This is a genomic window from Microbacterium sp. SWDP-B6 (assembly GCF_059803615.1).
In genome coordinates this window covers 25,302-47,222 of record NZ_JAPFGV010000009.1, presented here as the reverse complement: position 1 = coordinate 47,222, position 21,921 = coordinate 25,302, and the positions used below count along the sequence as shown (strand labels likewise).

Annotated in this window: 22 protein-coding genes and 1 tRNA gene; 4 read left to right on the top strand and 19 right to left on the bottom strand. The window is 67.9% G+C overall.

What is annotated here, in order from left to right; translation table 11 throughout:
• Positions 1 to 72: 72 nt before the first annotated feature.
• Genes OPU70_RS12480 through OPU70_RS12470 form a run of 3 tightly spaced genes read right to left on the bottom strand, consistent with a single transcriptional unit; the run spans position 73 to position 3,019 of the window.
• Complete coding sequence (locus OPU70_RS12480) at positions 73 to 669, bottom strand: TetR/AcrR family transcriptional regulator (RefSeq protein ID WP_079112267.1); 597 nt, start codon at positions 667 to 669, stop codon at positions 73 to 75.
• Positions 670 to 713: 44 nt separating this feature from the next.
• A complete protein-coding gene (locus OPU70_RS12475; RefSeq protein WP_498557934.1) occupies positions 714 to 1,466 on the bottom strand; it encodes an AAA family ATPase in 753 nt (250 codons plus the stop codon).
• Between the two features lie 59 nt (positions 1,467 to 1,525).
• Positions 1,526 to 3,019, bottom strand: coding sequence for an L-serine ammonia-lyase, iron-sulfur-dependent, subunit alpha (locus OPU70_RS12470; protein WP_455904297.1), 1,494 nt, complete (start codon positions 3,017 to 3,019; stop codon positions 1,526 to 1,528).
• On the opposite strand from OPU70_RS12470, the gene OPU70_RS12465 reads away from it, so the two are divergent.
• Complete coding sequence (locus OPU70_RS12465) at positions 2,982 to 3,452, top strand: prolipoprotein diacylglyceryl transferase (RefSeq protein ID WP_228385652.1); 471 nt, start codon at positions 2,982 to 2,984, stop codon at positions 3,450 to 3,452. The genes OPU70_RS12470 and OPU70_RS12465 overlap by 38 nt on opposite strands.
• 75 nt (positions 3,453 to 3,527) lie before the next feature.
• Here OPU70_RS12465 and OPU70_RS12460 read toward each other — a convergent pair whose 3' ends face one another.
• Positions 3,528 to 5,258, bottom strand: a complete 1,731-nt coding sequence (locus OPU70_RS12460; protein WP_079112264.1) for an L-aspartate oxidase — start codon at positions 5,256 to 5,258, stop codon at positions 3,528 to 3,530.
• Positions 5,259 to 5,329: 71 nt separating this feature from the next.
• Between OPU70_RS12460 and OPU70_RS12455 the strand changes: the two genes are divergently transcribed.
• The gene (locus OPU70_RS12455; RefSeq protein ID WP_309686033.1) at positions 5,330 to 6,262 is read left to right on the top strand and encodes a LysR family transcriptional regulator; all 933 of its coding nucleotides are present in this window, start codon (positions 5,330 to 5,332) and stop codon (positions 6,260 to 6,262) included.
• A 6-nt stretch (positions 6,263 to 6,268) separates the two neighbouring features.
• Here the strand turns inward: OPU70_RS12455 and OPU70_RS12450 are convergent, their stop codons facing one another.
• From OPU70_RS12450 to OPU70_RS12425, 6 genes are all read right to left on the bottom strand, one after another.
• On the bottom strand, positions 6,269 to 6,553 hold the full coding sequence (locus OPU70_RS12450) for a hypothetical protein (RefSeq protein ID WP_079112263.1): 285 nt from the start codon (positions 6,551 to 6,553) through the stop codon (positions 6,269 to 6,271).
• An 81-nt stretch (positions 6,554 to 6,634) separates the two neighbouring features.
• Positions 6,635 to 7,681, bottom strand: coding sequence for a family 43 glycosylhydrolase (locus OPU70_RS12445; protein ID WP_498557933.1), 1,047 nt, complete (start codon positions 7,679 to 7,681; stop codon positions 6,635 to 6,637).
• Complete coding sequence (locus OPU70_RS12440) at positions 7,678 to 10,302, bottom strand: family 78 glycoside hydrolase catalytic domain (RefSeq protein WP_498557932.1); 2,625 nt, start codon at positions 10,300 to 10,302, stop codon at positions 7,678 to 7,680. Before OPU70_RS12440 ends, OPU70_RS12445 begins: the two co-directional genes overlap by 4 nt.
• 1 nt (position 10,303) lies before the next feature.
• Positions 10,304 to 11,209 (bottom strand): carbohydrate ABC transporter permease, encoded by a 906-nt coding sequence (locus OPU70_RS12435; protein ID WP_311879799.1) that lies wholly within the window; start codon positions 11,207 to 11,209, stop codon positions 10,304 to 10,306.
• A gap of 4 nt (positions 11,210 to 11,213) precedes the next feature.
• Complete coding sequence (locus tag OPU70_RS12430; RefSeq protein WP_498557931.1) at positions 11,214 to 12,098, bottom strand: carbohydrate ABC transporter permease; 885 nt, start codon at positions 12,096 to 12,098, stop codon at positions 11,214 to 11,216.
• A 62-nt stretch (positions 12,099 to 12,160) separates the two neighbouring features.
• Positions 12,161 to 13,486: an extracellular solute-binding protein gene (locus OPU70_RS12425; protein ID WP_498557930.1), complete on the bottom strand. Its 1,326-nt coding sequence runs from the start codon at positions 13,484 to 13,486 to the stop codon at positions 12,161 to 12,163.
• A gap of 168 nt (positions 13,487 to 13,654) precedes the next feature.
• Between OPU70_RS12425 and OPU70_RS12420 the strand changes: the two genes are divergently transcribed.
• A complete protein-coding gene (locus tag OPU70_RS12420; protein ID WP_498557929.1) occupies positions 13,655 to 14,701 on the top strand; it encodes a LacI family DNA-binding transcriptional regulator in 1,047 nt (348 codons plus the stop codon).
• A gap of 69 nt (positions 14,702 to 14,770) precedes the next feature.
• Here the strand turns inward: OPU70_RS12420 and OPU70_RS12415 are convergent.
• Together OPU70_RS12415 and OPU70_RS12410 are read right to left on the bottom strand one after the other, a co-directional pair.
• Positions 14,771 to 14,843 (bottom strand) — tRNA-Arg (locus OPU70_RS12415).
• A gap of 66 nt (positions 14,844 to 14,909) precedes the next feature.
• Positions 14,910 to 15,491 (bottom strand): asparagine synthase, encoded by a 582-nt coding sequence (locus OPU70_RS12410; RefSeq protein WP_079112258.1) that lies wholly within the window; start codon positions 15,489 to 15,491, stop codon positions 14,910 to 14,912.
• 128 nt (positions 15,492 to 15,619) lie between these two features.
• Here OPU70_RS12410 and OPU70_RS12405 point away from each other — a divergent pair, with 128 nt between their 5' ends.
• A complete protein-coding gene (locus tag OPU70_RS12405) occupies positions 15,620 to 16,459 on the top strand; it encodes an SDR family NAD(P)-dependent oxidoreductase (RefSeq protein WP_311879803.1) in 840 nt (279 codons plus the stop codon).
• A 1-nt stretch (position 16,460) separates the two neighbouring features.
• Here OPU70_RS12405 and OPU70_RS12400 read toward each other — a convergent pair whose 3' ends face one another.
• The 7 genes from OPU70_RS12400 to OPU70_RS12370 form a co-directional block, all read right to left on the bottom strand.
• On the bottom strand, positions 16,461 to 17,324 hold the full coding sequence (locus OPU70_RS12400) for a hypothetical protein (protein ID WP_498557928.1): 864 nt from the start codon (positions 17,322 to 17,324) through the stop codon (positions 16,461 to 16,463).
• A gap of 10 nt (positions 17,325 to 17,334) precedes the next feature.
• Positions 17,335 to 17,580, bottom strand: a complete 246-nt coding sequence (locus OPU70_RS12395) for a hypothetical protein (RefSeq protein WP_498557927.1) — start codon at positions 17,578 to 17,580, stop codon at positions 17,335 to 17,337.
• A 116-nt stretch (positions 17,581 to 17,696) separates the two neighbouring features.
• Positions 17,697 to 18,314, bottom strand: coding sequence for a GntR family transcriptional regulator (locus tag OPU70_RS12390; protein ID WP_237049535.1), 618 nt, complete (start codon positions 18,312 to 18,314; stop codon positions 17,697 to 17,699).
• A gap of 183 nt (positions 18,315 to 18,497) precedes the next feature.
• Positions 18,498 to 19,139, bottom strand: coding sequence for an NADPH-dependent F420 reductase (locus OPU70_RS12385; protein ID WP_309694195.1), 642 nt, complete (start codon positions 19,137 to 19,139; stop codon positions 18,498 to 18,500).
• A gap of 57 nt (positions 19,140 to 19,196) precedes the next feature.
• The gene (locus OPU70_RS12380) at positions 19,197 to 20,132 is read right to left on the bottom strand and encodes a GNAT family N-acetyltransferase (RefSeq protein ID WP_498557926.1); all 936 of its coding nucleotides are present in this window, start codon (positions 20,130 to 20,132) and stop codon (positions 19,197 to 19,199) included.
• A 31-nt stretch (positions 20,133 to 20,163) separates the two neighbouring features.
• The gene (sufU, locus tag OPU70_RS12375; RefSeq protein WP_042537106.1) at positions 20,164 to 20,598 is read right to left on the bottom strand and encodes a Fe-S cluster assembly sulfur transfer protein SufU; all 435 of its coding nucleotides are present in this window, start codon (positions 20,596 to 20,598) and stop codon (positions 20,164 to 20,166) included.
• A complete protein-coding gene (locus OPU70_RS12370; RefSeq protein WP_498557925.1) occupies positions 20,595 to 21,917 on the bottom strand; it encodes a cysteine desulfurase in 1,323 nt (440 codons plus the stop codon). The genes sufU and OPU70_RS12370 overlap by 4 nt, the downstream gene beginning before the upstream one ends.
• Between the last annotated feature and the right edge of the window lie 4 nt (positions 21,918 to 21,921).

Genomic DNA, 21,921 nt, shown 5'->3' with positions numbered 1-21,921 from the left:
AATTATGCGCTCGCCGACGGGCGAGGTCAACGGGTTCCGTGGTGGTGGGTGTGGAGTCGGGTCGGCCCCGAACTACTCGAAGAGATACCGCTGCACGGTGGGACCGACGCGCGCGACGATGTCGTCGACGGATGCGGAGGCCATCGGTGCGAGCTTCAGCACATACCGCGTGAGCAGCAGCCCCGCGATCTGCGACGCGACGAGGGCGGCCCGCAACTCCGCATCCGCGACGCCGAGCGTCTTCGCGATCTTGCCGATGAGCTCGCGGGCGAGGAAACCGGCCAGCAGCGGCGTCGTGAGGCGGCTGCCGATCGCGGTGCGCATGAGCATCACGCCGCGTCGGCGGATGTCGGGCTGCTCGAACGCCTCGAGAACATAGCGGACGAGCCGTTCGCCGACTTCCCCTCGGGGACCGGCGACGATTCCGGGCACATCGATGTCAGGTCGGAGCGGGATGCCGACCGCCTCCGCGAACAGATCGGCCTTGGTGCCGAAGTAGTGGTGCACGAGCGCGGAATCCACGCCGGCCCTGCTGGCGATCGAGCGCACCGTCGACCCGTCGTACCCCTGCTCGCCGAACTCGTCGACGGCGGCACCGATGATGCGCTCGCGCGAGTCCGAGCCACCCCTCGGACGACCGCGCTTCCTCGGCGCACGCTGCTCGGTCATGGCGTCAGCCTACGACCCGCGACCGGGGTGCCGGGACGCGACCCCTAGTCGAGCAGGTGCCGCAGATACCGCGGCGGGTCCTGCAGGAACGAGCGCCAGTGGTTCACGAGCTCGAGGTCGTTCCACTCGGCAGGACGGATGCCCCAGTCACCCACCTCGAGGATCCGGGCGCCCGGCAGCGCAGCGAGCACCGGCGAATGCGTGGCGCACAGCACCTGGCCGCCGTCGCCGACGATGCGCTGCAGCACGGCGATGAGGGTGAGCGTCGACTGGAACGACAGCGCTGCTTCAGGCTCGTCGAGACAGTAGAAGCCCGGCTCGTCGAATCGGCTCTCGAGGAGGGCGAGGAACGACTCACCGTGACTCATCTCGTGGAACGGCACGTCTCCCCGCGGCGAGGGGTTCTCTTCGAGGTACGTGTAGAACGAATGCATCGTCTCGGCCCGCAGGAAGAATCCCCAGCGGTTCGCTCCGACACCTCGCTGCAGCTGCAGCCATTCCGACAGCGGTGATTCCGTCGGTCGCGTGCTGTGTCTGGCGAACTTCGACCCCCCCTCGGGCGAGAGTCCGTATGCGATCGCGATCCCCTCGACGATCGTGGACTTGCCGCTGCCGTTCTCGCCGACGAGGAACGTCACCCCGGGCGAGAGGTCGATCCCCTCCTCCAGCACCTGGGCCACCGCGGGGATGCTCATCGGCCAGACCCGCCCGACTTCCGGCGCGTCGTCGCTCGCTCGCACGGCGACGACCGGCTGCTCTCGTCGACGACGGCTGCCGGGGGTCCAGATCGATTCCATGCGTTCCTCCTCCGAAGGAGGCTAGCCGCAGCCACCGACGCGACCGTCGGGAGGTCGGATCAGCACTCGATCACGTTGACAGCGAGGCCGCCCTCGCTGGTCTCCTTGTACTTCGTCGACATGTCGATGCCGGTCTGGCGCATCGTCTCGACGACCGCATCGAGCGAGACGTAGTGGCTGCCGTCGCCGCGCAGCGCGAGACGGGCGGCCGTGACCGCGGTCGACGCCGCGATGGCGTTGCGCTCGATGCAGGGGATCTGCACGAGGCCGCCGATGGGGTCGCATGTGAGCCCGAGGTGGTGCTCCATCGCGATCTCGGCGGCGTTCTCGATCTGCCGGTTGGTGCCGCCCATGACGGCCGTCAGCCCTCCGGCGGCCATCGCGCAGGCGGAGCCGACCTCGGCCTGGCATCCTCCCTCGGCACCCGAGATCGAGGCGTTCGCCTTGAACAGCGAGCCCAGTGCCGTGGCGGTGAGCAGGAATCGCCTGATGCCGCGGCGACGGTTCGCATCGGCGACAGCCTCATCGTCATCGGCCCCGCCGGCGTCGATCGCCCGTGTGCCGTCGAAGCCGAGCAGCGCGCTGCCGACCAGCTCTCCGTACGGCGTCACGGCATTGCCGGCGCCGAGGCCCGAGTCTGCGAGGAACCGCCACCAGTACATCGCGACGGCGGGGAGGATGCCGGCGGCACCGTTCGTCGGAGCGGTGACGACCCGACCGCCCGCGGCGTTCTCCTCATTCACCGCGAGCGCGAAGGCGCCGAGCCACTCCCCCGGCAGCTCGCGATGACCGTCGGCCTCTGCCTCCTCGAGCTGGGCGCGGATCATGCTCGCGCGTCTCTTGACCTTGAGCATGCCGGGGAGCACACCGTCGGAGTGCAGTCCGTTCTCGACGCACGCGGCCATGGCATCCCAGATCGCGTCGAGTCCGGCTGCGACCTCTTCTTCCGGGCGCTCGGCGGTCTCGTTGAGTCGCGCGACCTCGGCGATGGACAGCCCGTGATCGTCGCACAGCGCGAGCAGAGACGCGGCGTCGGCATACGAATAGGGCAGCGGCGCCGAAGCGAGCTTCGCGGCTTCTCCATCCCGCCGGATGAACCCGCCGCCGACGGAGTAGTAGGTCTCCTCGGAGACGACACCCGCAGCGGCGTCCCACGCGGTGAGCGTCATGGCGTTCGGATGACCGGGCAGACGGGTGCGCGGCTCGAACACGATGTCGGTCTTCGAGAACGGGATCTCGTGAGACCCGTCGATTCGCAGCGTCGCCCCGTCGCGAAGGTCGGTCCACGCTGACCGCACGTCAGCCGGATCGCAGGTCTCCGGCGCCAGACCGCGCAGCCCGGCGACGACCGCATCGGGTGTGCCGTGTCCGATTCCGGTGGCACCGAGCGAGCCGTAGAGGGTGCATCCGATGCGCGCGACGCGATCGAGCGCTCCTGTCGCGCGGAGCCGGTGCGCGAACTCGAGCGCCGCCCGCATCGGCCCGACCGTGTGGGAACTCGAGGGGCCCACTCCGATGGAGAAGAGATCGAAGGCCGAGACGTACGCTGTCACCTCCTCAGCCTACGTCGTGGCCGAGATGACGGGTCGGGGCATCGCCGTCAAGGCCCTTCTCGCCGCGGAATCGGAGATCGATCCTGGTCATGCATCCGATGCGAAAGGGACGACCATGACGAACAGCACTCCTGAGCAGGACCCGACCTCCGGCCTCGACCCCGAGGCCCAGACGCCGACCCCGACACCGTCGTCGGGCGATGCCGGCGAGTTCAAGGACACGGGCAGCACCGCCGAGAAGCCGGCCGAGGCCGACTCTCCTGAAGACGCGGACCCCTCCGAGGTTCCGAGCAACGACGAACTCGAAGAGCCGAGCACTGAGAAGGAGCCGTCGGAAGAGCCCAAGGCCCCGACGCGCAACGACCCCGAGCCCGACCATGAAGCGGTCGGGATCGGGGTCATCGACGGTCCGGAGACCGAAGAGGGCGACTGAGCGACTCCTACCTCGCTCGCCACCCGGCCGCTCCCGTCGCGATGCACCCTGCGACGGGAGCGAGTTCGGGGAGGGCTACTCGACGAGCTTGCCCTCGGTGTCGACCTCGCGCATGAGCTCGGCGATCTCCGCGGGGATCTCGGGGATCGACTCGTGCGTCACGCCGCCGGTCGGCGACCAGACGAGATTCACCTGCAGCGTCGGGTCGGTGTCGGGGTAGTCGCTGCGGTTGTGGCATCCACGCGTCTCCCGACGCTCCAGCGCCGCCTCGAGCGTGGCCCGTGCGGCGAGAGCAGACGCCTTCAGGTCGAACGCGTGCGCGAGGTCTTGGAAGCCGGCGATGTCGGGGTGGATGCCGATGTCCTCCATGCGTCCCTCGATCATGTCGAGTTCGGCGAGACCTGCCCGCAGTCCCTCCTCCGAGCGGACGACACCCGCGTGCTGGGTCATGGTGTTGCGGATGGCGCGCTGCAGCGCCCGCACGTTCTCGCGGCCGTCGGCGACGAGAAGGTCGTCGATCTCTGCTCGGGCCTGCGCCACGGCATCGGCCGACCGACGCTGGGCGTCGAGCCCCGCCGCATGCGCCATGGCCGCCTGACCGACGATGCGGCCGTAGACCAGCAGCTCGATGAGCGAGTTGCCGCCGAGGCGGTTGGCCCCGTGCAGTCCGCTCGACGCCTCGCCGATCGCATAGAGTCCGTCGACGTCGGTCTGGTGGTCGTCGGGGCGCACCCACACGCCGCCCATCGAGTAGTGCGCCGTGGGAGCGATCTCGATCGGGTCGGTGGTGATGTCGAGCATCTGCAGCTCCATCATCGTCTGGTAGACGCGCGGCAGACGGGTCATGATCGTCTCGCGAGGCAGGTGCGAGACGTCGAGCCAGACGCCGCCGTTCTCCGTTCCGCGGCCCTCGGCGATCTCGGTGTACGCCGCGAGCGCGACGCGATCCCGGGTCGAGAGCTCCATGCGCTCGGGGTCGTAGTTCGACATGAATCGCTCGCCGAGCGCGTTGCGCAGGATGCCGCCTTCACCACGTGCGGCCTCGGAGATCAGCGTGCCTGCAGCGTTCTCGGGCTCGATGATTCCGGACGGGTGGAACTGCACGAGCTCGGGGTCGCGCAGCCGGGCGCCCGCCTCGACCGCGAGCCGGAACGAGTCGCCGGTGTTCTCGTCGCGACGCGAGGAGGTGCGGCGCCAGATGCGGTTGTGGCCGCCGGCAGCGAGGATCACGGCATCCGCGTGGATCAAATAGCGCGTGCCGTCTGACTGGTCGAAGCCATAGGCACCGAACACGACGTTGTCTCGCACGAGCAGACGCGTGATGTACACGTGGTCGAGGATCGGCACCTCGAGCTGCTCGGCCTTGGCGACCAGTGTGCGCTGGATCTCGAGACCGGTGTAGTCGCCGGCGAACGCGGTGCGACGGAACGTGTGAGCTCCGAAGAACCGCTGCGAGATGCGTCCGTCGTCTTCGCGGGCGAAATCCATGCCCCAGCGCTCGAGGTCGCGGATGCCGCGCTCGGCGCCCTGCGTCACGATCTCCACCGTGTGGGGATTGGCGAGCAGATAGCTCTCCTTGATGGTGTCGGCCGCGTGCTGCTGCCAGCTGTCTCCCTCGTCCATGGTGCCGAGCGCGGCGTTGATGCCGCCGGCGGCGAGGGAGGTGTGGGCATCCTGTCGGGGGCGCTTGCCGACGGCGAGGACGTCGATGCCGTGCTCGGCGACCTCGATCGCCGCCCGCAGCCCGGATCCGCCGGTGCCGATGACCAGGACCGTGGTGGAGATCTGACGTTCGCGAGTACTCATGCCTTCCACGCTAGGTAGGGTGACCTGATAACTCCAATGCATTGTTCTACTGGTATCGATACAGTGAACACATGAACCTCGAGCAGCTCCGCGGGTTCGTCGAGGTCGCCCGCCTCGGCCACTTCACCCGCGCCTCCGAGCACCTGCACCTCGCACAGCCGTCGCTGAGCCGACAGATCTCGACCCTCGAGCGCGAACTCGGCGCCGAGCTGTTCCACCGCGCACGCGGCCACATCGGCCTCACCGCGGCCGGAGAGGCTCTGCTCCCCCGCGCTCAGCGGATGCTCGCAGAGTCAGACGCGATTCGCGAGGAGATGGCCGAGCTCGCCGGGCTCCGCCGCGGACGCGTGCGTCTCGGAGCGCCACCCACTCTCTGCATCAGCCTCGTCGCCGAGGCGATCAGCACCTTCCATGCCGCGCACCCCGGCGTCGACCTGCACCTGACCGAGAGCGGGTCGAGGCTGCTCGTCGACCAGCTGGCCGTCGGGGCCGTCGACATCGCGCTCATCACGGAGTCGGAGGGACCCCCGCCCTCGGGATTCAGTCTGACTCGCATGCCGCTGCTGACCGAGGAGCTCGTCGTCGTGTCTGCGGCGTCCGAGCCTCCGGTGTCGACGTCGTCGATCATGAGCCTCCACCATCTCGCCACGCTGCCGCTGATCGCCCTCGACGAGACCTATGAGCTGCGGGCGACCACCGACGCGGCCTTCCGCTCGGCGGGGCTGACTCCGACGGTCGTCCTCGAAGGAGCCGAGATGGATGCGCTGCTCCGCTTCGTCGAACGAGGAGTGGGTGTGGCCGTGGTTCCGGCGATGGTGCTGCTCGATCAGCCGGCGCTGCGCTCGGTCAGGATCTCGCACCCGATGATGAGGCGCACCGTGAGCCTGGCCCACCGCGCCGACGTCACGCCCGCCGTCGCGGTCGCCGCGATGCGCCACGTCATCGTCGGCACAGCGGCAGAGGTCGCCCGCCGCGACCCGGCCATCACGAGCCTGCTCGACTGAGGTCGCTCAGGCGGTGAACATGCGGGTGAGCCGGACCGCCAGCAGACCGACCGACACGATCAGCCCCAGGTAGGCGAGCACGAGACCCGTGATGGCCGCAGCACGGAACGCACCGCGCCGCCGAACCGATGCGTGTCCGATCAGCACAGCGGTCGCGGCGATCGCGATCGCGACGAGGTAGCCCACGACGCCGCTCGGCACCACGAACGACGACAAGATCGCCAGCACGCCGCATACCAGGCCCGCGACATGCCACACCCGATTGTTCTGGGCCTGCTCGGGAAGCGTCATGGGCACGAGCCTATCGAGTGGGGTCGGCCGCGGAGACACCCGTCGGAACTCGGCGATCACAGGCCTGCGCGAAGGATCCGGTCAGGCGTCCTCGTACTCGTCGGGCGACCACTCCTCGCGCCACTCGACGACCGGTCGGTCGCCGTCGAATCGGATCGGCAGCCAGACGTAGTCGGCGATCGAGGTGTCGACGTAGGCGAACTCCTCCATCGGCTCGTCGCCGTCTCTGCCCGGTGCGAAATGCTCGATGAAGGCCTGACGAGCTCGGTCGCCATGGTCGACGTAACGCGGAAGCCAGCGATCGGCGATCGCGATGTAGAGATCCTTCTTGCCCGGGTGCCGGAACACCGACGAGATCTGCGAATGGAACGATGTGCGGGACTCATCGCTCGGATGCAGGTCGCCGAGCACTTCGAACGGGCCGTGATAGCTGCGCGCCACGGCTGACTCCGAGGGGTTCGGGTAGTACCCGGTCGTCCCGGAGGTCAGCAGATAGTGCAGCCCGCCGCGCTGGAAGTGCGCCGGCGCCTCCCGCACGAACGGGGGCTGCGGCTGCGGGAAATGCGTCGAGTAGTACCCCGTGACGTCGGTGTAGTCACTGGTCAGATCGGCGCAGATCATCTCGGAGTGCACGCGCTCGAAGTAGTAGTAGCCCTTGCCGTCGTGCGGGTCGACGACCAGATCGAAGTCCCCTGCGCTCATGTCGAGCGGGCGCAGCCAGGTGCGCTGGATCTCGTACGGGCCCAGGATGCTGTCGGCGGTGAGCACCGTCGAGCGCTGCACCGATCCCTTGGTCATCACCTTGACCCAGCACACGAATTTGCCCGTCTGCGCATTGAAGATGATGTGCGGACGATCGAGGCCCTGCGACGGATGCAGCGGCGAGGACTCGTCGTCCTCGTCGGGTGGGATGATCACGCCACGGTCATCCCAGTTGACGAGATCTGTCGACGAATAGGACCGCACGCCCCAGTGCCAGATCCCGCTGCCGGGAGTCGAGAACTCCTTGTTCTCTCCGTACCAGTAGTGCACGCCGTCGACCGTGAGGACAGAGCCTCCGTGGGCGTGGATCCGCTCGCCCTTCGTGTCGAGCCACACCTGCCCAGGCCGGATGTGCTGCTGCGTCATGATGCTCCCTCGGTCTCGAGAACGGGCTCCGGCCTGCGCCACCCGAAGAACGGACGCTCGGGGTCGTCGGCCACCGCTCGGAAGGTCGTGGTGAACGAATGACGACCCGGTCCGACGGGGATCTCCTCCGCGGATCCGGGCAGCACCAGAACGCCTGCGGATGCCGCGGGCACCTCGACCTCGATCGACAGGCTCTCGCCGTCTCGTCGCCAGGAGATCGCCGCCGTGCCTCGCACACTGTCGTACCGCGCACCCGCATGCTCGAGCCCACCGCCCGGCCGCGGCTCGAAGCGGATGCGCTCCCACCCGGGTGCGTCAGCGGCGAGACCGGCGACCGCGCGATGCAGGAAGTCTGCGACGGCTCCCAGCGCGTAGTGATTGAACGATGTCATGTCGCCGGGGTTGATCGATCCGTCGGGCAGCATGCTGTCCCACCGCTCCCAGATCGTCGTCGCACCCATGCTGACCGGATACAGCCACGACGGAAGCTCGTCCTGCAGCAGCAGGTGGTACGCGTAGTCCATGCTGCCGGCGCGCACCAGTGCATCGCAGATGATCGGGGTCCCGACGAAACCCGTCGAGATGTGGAACCCGCCGGCTCCCACCAGCTCCTGCAGTCGAGCGCCGGCTCGCCGCACCTGTTCCTCGTTCTCGAAGAGCTCGAACACGAGCGCGACGGCGATCGAGGTCGGGGTGTCACTGACCACTCGACCGGTGTCGCTGAGGAACTCGTTCTGAAAGGCGCGCGCGGCACGCTCGGCGACTGTGCGGTAGTGCGCGGCATCCGATTCCTCGCCGAGCAGCGTCGCCGTATCGGCCAGGATCCGAGCCGTGCGCACGTGATAGGCCGTCGCCACCAGGTACTTGTCGGTGTGCGACTTGCCGGGGTCCTCGGGCGGCGCCGTCGGGTCGAGCCAGTCGCCCAGCTGGAAGCCGGTGTTCCACAGCCCCGAGTGCCCGGTGAGGTCGTCGACGAGGTCGACCCAGGCGCGCATGCTCGCATACTGGTCGGCGAGGATGCGCAGGTCGCCGTCGTTGCGGTACAACTCCCATGGGACGATCACGGCCGCGTCACCCCAGGCAGCCGTGGGGAAGTTCGGGAAGCCGCACTCGACCCACGGAACGAAGTTGGGCACGTGTCCCTGATCGTGCTGTTCGAACGCGAGGTCGCGCAGCCAGCCGGTGAGGGTGCCGTGGGCCGCGAACAGCCGCAGCGCGGTCGGGGCGAAGACCTGGATGTCACCGGTCCACCCCACCCGCTCGTCACGTTGCGGGCAGTCGGTCGGCAGGTCGACGAAGTTGTCGCGCATGCTCCACACGACGTTCGAGTGCAGCTTGTCGAGTCCGTCGTTCGAGGACTCGAACCAGCCGGTGCGACGCATGCCGGTGTGGATCACGACGGCCTCGACGTCGCCCTCATGGAACTCGCCGGGCCAGTTCTCGAGCTCGGCGTACTGGAAGCCGTGGATCGTGAACCTCGGCGTGTAGGTCTCCTCACCGCGCCCCGAGGTGATGTAGGTGTCGACCGACGTCGCTGCGCGCAGCGGACGGGTGCCGAGCTCACCGTTCTCGATGACCTCTGCGTGGTGCAGCCGCACGGTGTGACCCGCCTCCGCCCGCACCTTGATGCGCAGCACACCCGAGATGTTCTGTCCGAAGTCGAGTCGGATGCGTCCGCTCGGCTGGCGCGTGATCGAGACGGGTCGCAGCGTCTCAGTCTCCTGCACCGGCAGGGCCGTCGGCGGCTCTATCGCCGCGGGGAAGTCGGACCGGGCGAGCACGGCCGCCGGAGACCAGCCGGAGGCGTCGTGACCGGGGGTCGACCATCCGTCGTCCGTGAGCCGCGCATCGAAGGTCTCGCCCTCATAGAGACCGACCGAGGTGATCGGCGACACAGACGTGCTCCACTCGAGGGGCACCCGGTGGTGGGAGCCGTCAGCCGTGGTGACCTCGAGCTGCGCGAGCAGCGCGACGTCCGATCCGTAGATGTCCCACACCCCGCCGTCGAATCCGATGTGACCGCGGTACCAGCCGTCGGCCAGCCAGGCGCCGATCACGTTCTCGCCGCTGCGCAGCGCCGCCGTCACATCGTGCGTCTGATAGCGGAGGCGGTGGCTGTAGCTCGTCCACCCGGGGGCGAGCACGTCGTCACCGACGCGTTCGCCGTTGACCTCGAGCTCGTAGACGCCGTGGGCGGTCGAGTAGACCCGCGCTCTGACGATGCCATCGGGCAGGGCGCCTTCTGCGATCACCGCACGCATCAGGTAGGCCGGGCGGGGCGCATCGCGGGCGGCTTCAACGGAGGGCGACACGAAGTCGACCGCCCAGTCATCGCCGAGTCCCGCCTCGATCCTGACGGGCTCACTCCACACCTCCGAATCGACGGCGCGGATACGGAGCTCGCCTCCGTCGCGCGGAGCGAGCGGCGCGAACGGCCACGCCACGCGCTGCGTCGTGGTCGCCTGCACGACGCGGGGGGCGCCGGCGTCGGGGGTGAACTCCAGCTCGAACGCCGGGGCCGCGGCATCCGCCAAGAAGGAGATCCGCGGCTCGACCTCTCCGATCCCGACGGTCTTGCCGCCGCGTCGATTCTCCAACCAGATCTCGATGATGTTCGTCATGTCAGCCCTTCACCGATCCTGCGGTCAGGCCCTTCATGACCTGCTGGTTGAGGAACACGTAGATCAGCAGTGTTCCGAGCACGTTGACCGAGATCGCGGCGAAGGTCGGTCCGTACTGCACCGCTCCGTACTCTCCGGTGAAGTTGAGCAGCCCGACCTGGATCGTGCGCAGGTCGCTGCTGTTGGTGAACGTCAGGGCGATCAGCAGGTCGTTCCAGAGGAAGAAGAACTGCACCAGACCGATCGTGAAGAGGGCGTTCTTGACCAGCGGGAGCCCGATGGAGAAGAAGGAGCGGAAGATCGAGGCTCCGTCGAGGGTCGACGCCTCGAAGATCTCCCGCGGCACCGAACGGAAGAACGTCGCCATCATGAACACCGTCAACGGCATCCCCAACGCCACATACGTGATGATGAGCGGCCACAGCGTGCCGGTCATGTTCGTGCGGAAGTAGATCGTGAACAGCGGCAGCAGGATCATCTGCGCGGGCACCATGATGCCCGCGAGGAACAGCAGCAGGACGGTGCCGCGGCCCTTCCACACCATCACCTCGAGCGCGAAACCGGCGGCCGTGCCGAAGACGAGGATGATCGCCAGCGACGGGAACACCGCGATCACGCTGTTGACGATGTACTTGCCGAACTCACCCGTGGTGAACACCTCGATGTAGTTCACGATGTCCCACGACTGCGGCAGGGCCCAGAACGGCTCGTTGAGGAACTCGTTCTGCGTCTTGAACGACCCGAGGATCATCCACAGGATCGGGTAGATCTCGACGATGAGCAGCACGGCGATGAGCAGCCGGATCGGAAGGCGGCGCAAGAAGTCGCGGGCTCCCCGGCGGTTCGGGTCGACGTCGCGGCGGGTGGGCAGCGGCGTGCCCGTGACGATGGCGGTTGTCGCACTCACTGGTTCAGTCCTTCGTCAGATCGCGGCGGGTGGAGCGGAAGATGAAGACCGTGAACAGCAGGCACAGGATCGTCAGCATGAGGGCGATGGTGCTGCCGTACCCGTAGTCGCCGTAGGCGAACGAGGTGCGGAACATGTACAGGGTCAGCGGTGTGGTCGCGTTGCCCGGCCCGCCGTTGGTCAAGGCGACGACGGTGTCGAACACCTTGAGCGTGCCGTTGATGCTGAAGATGATCGACGACAGCAGCACGGGCAGCGACAGCGGAAGGATGATCGTGCGGATGAGCTTCCATCCGGATGCGCCGTCGATGCGTGCCGATTCGATGAGCTCATCGGGGATGTCGACGAGGCCGGCGTAGAGAAGCACGGCATAGAAACCCATGGACCTCCAGAGGTCCATCGCGATGATGACCCAGAACGATGCGTCGGGGGTGCCGAACCAGTCGAGGTTCTGCACGCCGAGGATGCCGAGGAACGAGTTCACCGGACCGACGGTCGGCGCCGCCTCGAACAGGCGCTGGAACAGGAGTGCGACCGCCACCGTGGGCAGCACCACGGGGAAGAACACGATCGTGCGGATGATGCCCGACCCCTTGCGGAGCCAGAACACGTACATCAGGGAGAGCAGGTACCCCACGATCACCTGCAGCGCCGTGAGGATGAGGGCGTACTTCAGCGTGAAGAAGATCGCGTCCCAGGCGGCCGGGTCCTGGAAGAACTTCGTGAAGTTGGCGAACCCGTTGAAGGTGAAGCCGGTGATGGGGTTGCCGTCCTGCACCGTGTAGAACAGCGACCACACGATCGGGACGAGCATGACGAGCGAGTAGACGAGCAGCGCGGGTCCGAGAAGGACCAAGATGGCGCGCTTGTCACCGAGGACTTTGTGCATGGTGGATCTCCTGATGCGACGACGACGGTCCCGGGGCGAGCGGCGCCCGCCCCGGGAGTGGGTCAGCCTTCGTCGTTGGCTGCCTGGACGAGCTTCATGAACTCTTCGCCGGAGAGGCTGCCGTTGGCGAGGCCTGCACCGTTGTTCTGGCTGATGCCGGTGGCCTTGGGCGTGAAGAGCGCTTCGAACCAGAGCACGCTGGACGGAGCGTTCGCGATCTCCTCCTGCACCATCTGGGTCGTCGGGGGCAGGTCGGCCGGCGGGTTATCGACCACGAAGCCCGAGACCACTCCGCTGTCGTTGAGCGCGGTGTCGCCGTAGCCCTCGGCGATGCACTTCAGCCAGGCGGCCGACTCGTCGTCGTAGTTCTTCTCGGCGAACATCACCGGGATGCCGACATTGGCCGGGATCTGGTCGATGCTGCCTGCGCCGCCCTCGACCTCGGGGAACCGCGCGAAGCCGATGTTGTCGGCGCCGATCTGGTTCTGCGCCTCATCGTTGAAGTTCGCGAGGACCCAGCTGCCCATGTAGTAGAACGCGGCCTTGCCCGACAGGAACAGGTTCATCGAGGCGTTGTAGTCGATCGAGCCGACCGCGTCGCCGAAGTACCCGGCCTTGCCGAGCTCGGCGACCGCGTCGGCCGCTTCGACGTACTCGGGGTCGGTCAGCTTGGCGTCGCCGTCGGCGACCTTCTGCAGGGCATCGGGGCCGAGCGTGCGGAAGATGTAGTCGCCGACCAGTCGGGTGACCGGCCAGCCGTCCTTCCCGGCGGTGGCGAACGGCTGCACGCCCGCGTCGCTGAGCGTGGACGCAGCCTCGACGAGGTCGTCCCAGGTCTCGGGCACCTCGACGTCATTCGCCTCGAGGAGCTCCTTGTTGTACCAGAAGCCCTCGATGTTGAACTCCGTCGGCAGCGCATAGAGCGCACCATCGCCGTAGAGCGCCTTGACGGTCGACTCGGCCGCGGGAACCAGACGATCCGAGACGCCCAGATCGTCGAGAGCCTTCGAGAGGTCGAGCACCTTGCCGCCGTCGATGAACTCCGACATGAGCGCAGGAGTTCCCGCGGCCATCTGCATGTCGGACAGACCATCCTGGCTGGCGAGCAGCTGGAGCTGCTGGTCCCACTGGGTGCCCGAGATGTCGTCGGACTTCAGCGGAGCGGCGTCGGCTGCGGCCTTGCACTGGTCGCCCGCGAGGGTCTCCAGCGTGGTGATGATCGTGGTGTTCTCGGTCTGGCCGAGGTAGGTGAACTCTCCGTCTCCGGCGCCGGATTCCGATCCGGATCCTCCGGAGCTGCCCGAGCAGGCCGAGAGCGCGAGTGCACCGACACCGATGAGCGCGATTGCGGGGGCAAGGCGACGGGCGCGCCTCGTTGCTGTGGTCACTGTTCCTCCTTGAAGAGCGACGCCTCTTTTGAAGCGCTTCATTCACACCATGCCATACAGAAAAAGAGACTGTCAAGACCGTTACCGATCAGAAATGAAGCGCTTCATGAATTGACATGCTCTAGAGTTGAAGAGCCAGGTCATGGCGAGGATGCCGAGGAGGAAGACGTGACCGACACTCCCCCTTCCGGGCGATCGAAGCCCAGCATGGCGGACGTCGCGGCCCACGCCGGTGTCGCGCTCGGCACGGTCTCGAACACCCTCAACAACCCCGAGAAGGTGCGCGAAGCGACGCGTCGCAAAGTGCTCTCCTCCATCGCCGAGCTCGGGTTCGTCCGCAACGACGCCGCACGTTCGCTCGCCGCGGGCAACAGCACGTCGGTCGGCCTGGTGCTCGCCGACCTCGGCAACTCGTTCTTCGTCGACATCGCCCGTGGAGCCGAGCGTGCGCTGCGCCGCCACAAGATGGACGTCCTCATCGTCAACTCCGATGTCGACCCCGACCGCGAGGTGCACAACCTCGAGCTCCTCGATCGTTCGCGGGTGGCCGGCATCATCCTCGCCCCTCTCGACACGGCGCTCGCGAAGTCGCCGCATCCGGAGAACCGCACCACCCCGACCGTCCTGGTCAACTTCGAGTCACCCTCGCTCGCCTACCCCGGAGTCACCGTGGACGAGCGCCACGGAGGCGCACTGGCCGCGTCGCACCTGATCGCCCTCGGGCGCCGGCGGCTGCTGTTCGTCGGCGGCCCTCGTTTCCTGACAGCGGTCAACCAGCGCTGGGAAGGGGCGGAGCAGGCGACGGCCGCCCACCCCGAGGCGACCATCGAGATCCTCGAGACCCGGGGCGTCAACATCCGCCACGGACGGGATGCCGGTCGGCAGATCCTCACACGCGGCGCGGGAACCTATGACGCCATCGTCGCGGCATCCGACCTCGTGGCGATCGGACTGATCCAGATCCTCAACGAGGTGCCCGGATTCTCGGTGCCGGGCGACATCGCGATCACGGGCTACGACAACAACCACTTCGCATCCGAGAGCGCGATCCCGATCAGCACCGTGAGCCAGCCCGGTGAGGAGATGGGTGCCGTCGCCGCCGACCTTCTGCTGGAGCGCATCGCACACCCGGGGGCTCGGGCACGGAGCGTGACCCTGGAACCGCGCCTTCTCCCCCGCACGTCCACCCTCGGCGAGATGTGGCGTCGGGACTGACCCGAGCGCTCTCGCCCGGCAGGCAACGCAAAACCCCCGCCGCTTTCGCGACGGGGGTTTCAGCTGATGTGCGCCCGAAGGGACTCGAACCCCTAACCTTCTGATCCGTAGTCAGATGCTCTATCCATTGAGCTACGGGCGCTCCTGGACCGCTCAGCGGGCCGTAGAACAGCCTACAACAGACGCGACACGAAAGCGAAACGAGGGCTCACTCGTCACTGTCGGGCGTGTTCTGCTTCTTCTTGCGCTTGGCCTTCGCGCGCTGCAGAGACGACAGCGCCTGCAGATCGACGAGGCGCAGCGCCTGCATCCGCGCCTCGCGCATCCGTTCGTAATCGGGATCCTGATCGGGCCGCATGCCCTCGACACGCAGTCGACGATCGAGGTTGTGCCGCACATCGGCCCAGGCGCCCTCGCGGGCCTCTTCGACGATGACGCGCAACGCGGCCTCGTCCTCCATCATGTCGCGCAGCTTGGTCGCGACCCCGTGCGACTGCTTGGCCCGCCGACGCAGGTTGCGCACATCGCGGTCACGGTAGTCGTGGGTTCCCGAGGGGTCTGAGTGGCGCCCGCGAGCGCGCTTACGCAACTCGGTCATGTTGCGCTCGACCTCTTCGGACTCCTCAGCCATCGCCCGCAGCGCTTCGCGCGCATCGGCGATGTACTTGTCCGTGTCGAAGACGCCGTTCTCGGCGATCGTGCCGATGAGGATGTGATTCTTCACGGCGAGGCGCGCCGCAGCGGTCGCGATCGCGACGCCTTCTGCGATGGCATCTGCAGTTCGTCCCACCGCTACCTCCTTGCTTCGAGCGTACCGGTATCGCTCTCGGTTGCAGTGGGCCAGAATGGATCGGAATCGGGTCTCCGCGACCTGCTCCGCGACCGGCTGCTGCTCGGATCGCCGCCAGGAGGGGTGCAATGAAGCGTCTCACGCTCACGGGAAGCACGACGGTCATCACCGGCGCTGCGAGTGGGATGGGCGCCGACATCGCCCGCCTGCTCGCGCGCCGGCGCGTGCATCTGGCGCTCATCGACCACAACGCCGAGGGGCTCGCGGCCCTCGCCGCCGAACTCGGCGGTTCCACCGTCACCACGCACGTCGTCGATCTGCGCGACGACGACGCCGTCTTCGCCGCGGCCGACGAGATCACCGCAGCGCATCCGCGCGTGAACGCTCTGATCACGTGCGCGGGCTCGTCGATGCTCGGAGATCTCGAACAGCTGACCATGGAGGAGATGCGCTGGCTGACCGATGTGAACCTCTGGGGAACGGTGTCGATCACGAAGGCGCTGCTGCCCGCCCTGCGTGCGGCACCCGCTGCGCACATCTCGCACCTCGCGAGCGTGTACGCGCTGGCCGCGCCCGCCGGACGCATCCCGTACTCCCTGAGCAAATTCGCGGTGCGGGGGTTCTCCGAGGCGCTGCGACACGAACTCGAGGGCACCTCGGTGACGGTCGGTGCGGTCTACCCCGCCGGCGTGCGCACGGGCATCATCCTGCACGGAAGATATGCGGCCGCGATCGATCCGGCGGTCGCCGCGCGCGCCGCGGCGGCGCAGGCTGCGATGTATCACACCGAGCCGACGGATGCCGCCGCGCTGATCGTGCAGGCGACAGAGCGTCGCCGCGCGCGGACGATGGTCGGCAGGGAGGCGCGGCTGATCGATGTTCTCGCACGCCTCGCACCGACGGGCTACTGGCGGGTCATGCGGGGCCCTCTGCGCGAGGCCATCGACACGACCACCCCGATCGCCTGACTCAGCGGACCGCGCCGACCCAGATCCCCGACGCCCACGACTGCTGCTCGCTGTCGCACCCGATGGACCCGGGGTAGCCGCGCACGACCGCCATGCAGTTGGCGAGGAACTCGGGGTCGCCGCCGAAGGACGAGTAGTACAAGTCCGACGAGGTCAGGGCGCCCCAGACCCGGAACTGATAGATGTGGGCCAGCTCGTGCGCCATCGCCCAGTTCAGCCGGTCGACGCTCCAGTCCACGATGTCGGCACGGTACTTGATGTAGCCGCTGCTGTTCGCGCACGCCGGCGCGGTGCCTCCCGCACATGAAGCCGATTCGTAGAGGCCGACGCCCCCTCCTCCGACCCGGTCGAGGGCGGCGCGCACCCGCGCGAATCCATCCGGCCCGCTCGACGACCAGGCCGGGCCCGACGGCGCCGCGTACTGCGCCGCCTCCCAGCTGCCGATGTCCTGCCCCACCCTGTCGATGAGCGCATGCACGGTGGCGGTGGCGGCGATGACCGTGGCCGGGTTCTTCCGCTCGGCGAGGACGGACTCCTGCGCTGACATCGCGGCCGCCCGGTGCGCCGAGGTGTCGATCTTGCCGTCTGCTCCCTCCATCGCCACTCTCAGCGCGGTGATCTCAGTGACGAACGCCGGCCGTACCTCGAGCACGGCGGCGCGCGCAGCGGTGTCCTTCTCGGCGATCGCGATCGACCCTTCGAGATGGTCGGTGCGCATCTGCGCCGTGCGAGTCGACTCTGCAAGCGACTGCAGCTCGGCGATCACGGTCGCCCTGTCCTCGTCGAGAGCGACGGCGCGAGCGACGACGCCCGCACCCAGCATCAGCGCGGCGACCATGGCGACAGAGAGGACCCGTCGGATCACAGAGTTCCCCTCATGGCAGCAGACCCGAGGTCTCGGAGAGGAGCGTCTCCTGTTCGGCGATGGCCGTGCGCAGCGTGGTCAGCTGCCCTGCGAGGCGCAAGTTCACCTCGTGAGCGGCGTCGAGCCGCTCTTCGGCCTGCACGACGGCAGCCCTCGCCTCGGCGAGTGCATCCACGCGCTGCTGATCGGCAACCGCGATGAGCACCGTTCCACCGAGGAGCAGCAGCCCACCGGCGACGACGGCGACGCCTCTCATATCGCTCCCCAGGACACGACGACTTCCGGAACGATTCCGTACGGCCAATATATCCTCGCCGGGAAGCACTCTCCAGACCACTGCGCGCTCAGCGCGGGGCGGGACAGACCGGACGCTCAGATCGAGTACGCCTGATCGCTCAGGCGCCGTTCTGCGGCTTCCTGACCGCTGGCGAGGTGCCGGGGGATCATCCAGCGGAGGGTGTCGGTGTCACGCGCTGCGACAGCGTCGAGAATGAGGCGGTGCTCCTCGGCCATTCCGAGCAGATCGTCGTGCTGTCCGAACAGCCAGCGCAGGCGCGTGACGAAGACGGCGATGAGTTCGCCGAGCATCTCGTTGCCGGCGAGCTCGGCGGCGATCTCGTGGAACTCGCCCGCCGCTATGCGGGCGGCTTCGACCTCGTCGGCGGATGCGGCGGCGAACTCGCGCTCGTAGGCCGCCCGAAGCCGCGCGATCCCCTCGTCGGTGTGGCGCTCAGCGGCGAAGACGAAGATCAGCGTCTCGATCGCCTCTCGGACCTCTCCGAAGTCCCGGATGTCATCATGCGTGAACTCCCGCACCACTGCCCAACTGCGTGGTCGGGCGACGACCACTCCCTCGCCGACGAGCGTGCGGATCGCCTCGCGCACGGGCAGCCTCGACACGTTGAGCTCCGCAGCGATGTCGCGTTCGATGAGCCGGGATCCGGGGGCGCGTCGACCGAGCACGATGTCGTCGCGCAGAACGCGCGTCACCCTCACCGACTCGAGTTCGCCGGTAGTCCCCACCCCCACCATGCCGGAATTATCGCACTCGCCGATCCGTCCGACAAGTTTGGTATCCCAACGGAACGCATATGTTACCGTTCCGTGCCTCGTCGGACGGCTGACATGAGAGGGGAGCAGATGCCGCCGGCATCCCTCCCCTCTCCCCTCACGTCAGGGCAGACGGTTGGCGATCGCGAGGTTCGCCGTCAGCTCGTCGGCGTTCTGTCGCACGACGTACGCCGGCCGGCCGCGCTCCACGCGCCAGGACTCGCTGAGGGATCCGACGTTGACCGTGTCGAAGCCGGCCTCATCGTAGAAGCGGGTGACGAAGGCGACGGCCTCGGCATCATCACCGGCCGTGGCGAGCGCGCGTCGATCGGGCGTGCCCGCCGGCGACCCGTCGGTCGTGATGTCGGCGGCGTAGATGTGGTTGAACGCCTTCGCGATGCGCGAGGTCGGCAGCTGCGCCTGCAGAAGCTCCGACGTGGTCGTCTCGCCCCGGTCGAGGGCGTCGATGTGCCCGTCGCGCTCGAAGTAGTAGTTGTTCGTGTCGAGCACGATCTTGCCGGCGAGCTGCTCGACGGGCAGCTGGTCGATCTTGCCGAGCGGCACCGTGACGACCACGACGTCGCCCGCGGCGGCGGCGTCGGCAGCAGTCGCGGCCGTCGCCCGATCGCCCAGCTCCGCGACGAGGCCCGCGAGGGTCTCCGGTCCGCGCGAGTTCGCGATCACGACGTCATAGCCGTTGGCCACGGCGACGCGTGCGACCTGGCTGCCGATGTGTCCTGCACCGATGATTCCGAGAGTAGTCATGCTCGGGCCAACGTGTGCGCGGCCCTGCTATTCCCCCATGACGCCGCGTGTCGCCGATCACACCGTGAGCAGGAACCGCTCCTCGATCCGGCGGTAGCCGAGGCTCTCGTAGAGCGTGATCGCCGAGGTGTTGAAGCCGAAGACATGCAGCCCGATCGAGTCTGCTCCCAGCCGTGCCGCCTCATGCTCAGCCGCGAGCATGAGGTCGCGACCGTAGCCCTTGCGACGTTGCTCGGACGCGATCTCGATGTCGAGGATGAACGCATGCGGACGCCCACCCCGGCGGCGCACCCCGATCCACAGCACCCCGACCTCGGCGCCGTCGACGTGGGCCGTGAAGAGCTCCTGCCCCTCCGAATCGATGCCCTCGGGAAGTTCGAGCTCCATCTGCCGGTGCGACTCGACCACCGCATCCTCTGCCGAATACCGGCCGGAAGACACCAGATCCTCGGCGAAGGCCGCTTCGGATGCCGCGGCGAAGCTCGTGAATCGCTCTGGCGTCATCGGTGTCACGACAAGGCCACCGGACGCGCGAGACGGGAGAGGTTCGAGAAGCATCTGGATCGACGCGACCTCGAAGCCTCGTCCCTCGACGAAGGCTCTGCCCGCGATGTCGGAGGAGTGCAACGCGATGCTGAGGCGACCGACGTGCTGCCTGCGTGCCAAAGACCGGAGCTCGTCGAGCAGCTCGTCGAGCTGTCGCGCGGTCGGATCGATCGCGAACGCGAGATCGACGATGATCAGCACCCCGCTGTTCGCGGCGAGCCACACCGTGCCGATGCGGGTGCCCTCTTCATCGATCGTGAGGATGAGCGAGGTCTCGGTCTCGTGGCCGGCCGAGAGCAGGTCACCCAGGACGGCATCGACGTGCGAGCCCGCGTCCTCGCCGACGAACATCCCCGACTCCTGCCGAAGCGTCACGAGCCGCGCTCTGGTGGCCTCGAGCCAGTCGTCGAAGTGGTCTGCGCTGAGCGGGGTCAGGTCAAGAGGCATGAGTCCATCCTGCACCGCATGGCGCCGAGGCTCATGCCTTGTGGAGTGCGTCCTCCACGGCGACCCACGCCAGCATGGCGCATTTCACTCGCGCCACATAGCGCGAGACGCCCCCGAGGGCGGCGGCGTCGCCGAGCAGCTCCTCATCCGGTTCGATCTTGCCTCGCGAGCGCATCGCCTCGCGGAACGCGGCGATGCGGATCTCGAGCTCGTCGACCGTGAGCCCCTCGGCGAGTTCGGCGAGCAGGGACGCGGAGGCCTGCGAGATGGCGCAACCGTGGCCCTCCCACGCGAGCGCCTCGATGCTGCCGTCGTCGGCGCGATGCACCTGCAGGGTGACCTCGTCACCGCAGGTCGGATTCACCTGGTGCGACTGCGCGGCGATCTCGCCGCGCAGCCCGAACCCGTGCGGGGTGCGGGAGTGGTCGAGGATGAGTTCCTGATACAGGTTCTGCAGGTCGCTCATGCGCCCCTCCGGAAGAAGTCGATCGCGCCCTGGACGCCGTCGAGCACTGCATCGATCTCGGCCTGGGTCGTGTACAGATAGGTGCTGGCCCTCGTCGACGACGTGATGCCGAGACGACGATGCAGCGGCTGCGCGCAGTGGTGCCCCACCCGCACGGCGATGCCGCGATCGTCGAGGAACTGGCCCACGTCGTGCGAGTGGATGCCGTCCACGTCGAAGCTCGCGAGCCCGACGCGCGGCAGGTCGATGTCGGCGCCGAGCACGCGAACCCCGTCGATCGCTGTGAGCCCCTCGACGAGTCGTCTGCCGAAGGCTGCCTCGTGCGCGGCGATGCGCGGCATGCCCACCGCGGTCAGGTAGTCGATCGCCGCGGCGAGCGCGACCGCCTGCGAGACCCGCTGGGTGCCGGCCTCGAAGCGCTGGGGCGGCGGCAGATAGGCGGCCTCCGTGGTGGTGACCGTCGTGATCATCGAACCGCCCGTGAGGAACGGCGGCATGGCTTCGAGCAGCTCGCGCCGACCGTAGAGCGCGCCGATGCCGGTGGGGCCGAGCATCTTGTGACCCGACAGCACAGCGAAGTCGACATCGAGCGCGCGCACGTCGAGCGGCAGATGAGGAGCCGACTGGCAGGCGTCGAGCACGACCATCGCGCCGACCGCGCGGGCCAGGGCGACGAGTTGCTCGACGGGGTTGATCACGCCGAGCACGTTCGACACGTGTGTGAACGCGACGAGCTTCGTGCGTTCGGTGATGAGGTCGGCGGCGGCATCGAGTCGGAGGGCCCCGTCGTCGTCGAGCGGGATCACCCGCAGGGTCGCCCCCGTACGTGCCGCGAGCTCCTGCCACGGGATGAGATTCGCGTGGTGCTCCATCTCGGTGGTGACGATCTCGTCGCCCGCACGCAGCCGAAGACGCTCGGCAGCCGCTCCCCCGCGTCCCAGCGACGCGTTCGAGATCGAATAGGCGACGAGGTTGAGCGCCTCGGTGGCGTTCGACGTCCACACGATCTCGCCCTCGTCGGCGCCCACGAACCGCGCCACGGTCGCACGGGCATCCTCGAACACCTCCGTCGCCTCAGCGGCGAGGGTGTGTGCGCCGCGATGCACGGCGGCGTTCAGCGTCGAAGCGAACTCGCGTTCGGCGTCGAGCACGGCGAACGGACGCTGCGAGGTGGCACCCGAATCCAGATACGTCAGGGGATGTCCGTTGACCTCGGCGCGCAGGATCGGGAAGTCCTCACGGAGGCGCCGCACCTCCGCATCGGTCAGAGCGCCACCTCCCGATGGGGCGATCACGTCGGATTCGCGGGAAAGGCTCATCCTT

Bases quoted from the DNA above. Each gene is read 5' to 3' on its own strand.
- OPU70_RS12480 (WP_079112267.1), bottom strand. From the start codon at position 669: ATGACCGAGCAGCGTGCGCCGAGGAAGCGCGGTCGTCCGAGGGGTGGC.
- OPU70_RS12475 (WP_498557934.1), bottom strand. From the start codon at position 1,466: ATGGAATCGATCTGGACCCCCGGCAGCCGTCGTCGACGAGAGCAGCCG.
- OPU70_RS12465 (WP_228385652.1), top strand. From the start codon at position 2,982: ATGGAGAAGAGATCGAAGGCCGAGACGTACGCTGTCACCTCCTCAGCC.
- OPU70_RS12460 (WP_079112264.1), bottom strand. From the start codon at position 5,258: ATGAGTACTCGCGAACGTCAGATCTCCACCACGGTCCTGGTCATCGGC.
- OPU70_RS12455 (WP_309686033.1), top strand. From the start codon at position 5,330: ATGAACCTCGAGCAGCTCCGCGGGTTCGTCGAGGTCGCCCGCCTCGGC.
- OPU70_RS12450 (WP_079112263.1), bottom strand. From the start codon at position 6,553: ATGACGCTTCCCGAGCAGGCCCAGAACAATCGGGTGTGGCATGTCGCG.
- OPU70_RS12445 (WP_498557933.1), bottom strand. From the start codon at position 7,681: ATGACGCAGCAGCACATCCGGCCTGGGCAGGTGTGGCTCGACACGAAG.
- OPU70_RS12440 (WP_498557932.1), bottom strand. From the start codon at position 10,302: ATGACGAACATCATCGAGATCTGGTTGGAGAATCGACGCGGCGGCAAG.
- OPU70_RS12430 (WP_498557931.1), bottom strand. From the start codon at position 12,098: ATGCACAAAGTCCTCGGTGACAAGCGCGCCATCTTGGTCCTTCTCGGA.
- OPU70_RS12405 (WP_311879803.1), top strand. From the start codon at position 15,620: ATGAAGCGTCTCACGCTCACGGGAAGCACGACGGTCATCACCGGCGCT.
- OPU70_RS12395 (WP_498557927.1), bottom strand. From the start codon at position 17,580: ATGAGAGGCGTCGCCGTCGTCGCCGGTGGGCTGCTGCTCCTCGGTGGA.
- OPU70_RS12385 (WP_309694195.1), bottom strand. From the start codon at position 19,139: ATGACTACTCTCGGAATCATCGGTGCAGGACACATCGGCAGCCAGGTC.
- OPU70_RS12380 (WP_498557926.1), bottom strand. From the start codon at position 20,132: ATGCCTCTTGACCTGACCCCGCTCAGCGCAGACCACTTCGACGACTGG.
- sufU (WP_042537106.1), bottom strand. From the start codon at position 20,598: ATGAGCGACCTGCAGAACCTGTATCAGGAACTCATCCTCGACCACTCC.
- OPU70_RS12370 (WP_498557925.1), bottom strand. From the start codon at position 21,917: ATGAGCCTTTCCCGCGAATCCGACGTGATCGCCCCATCGGGAGGTGGC.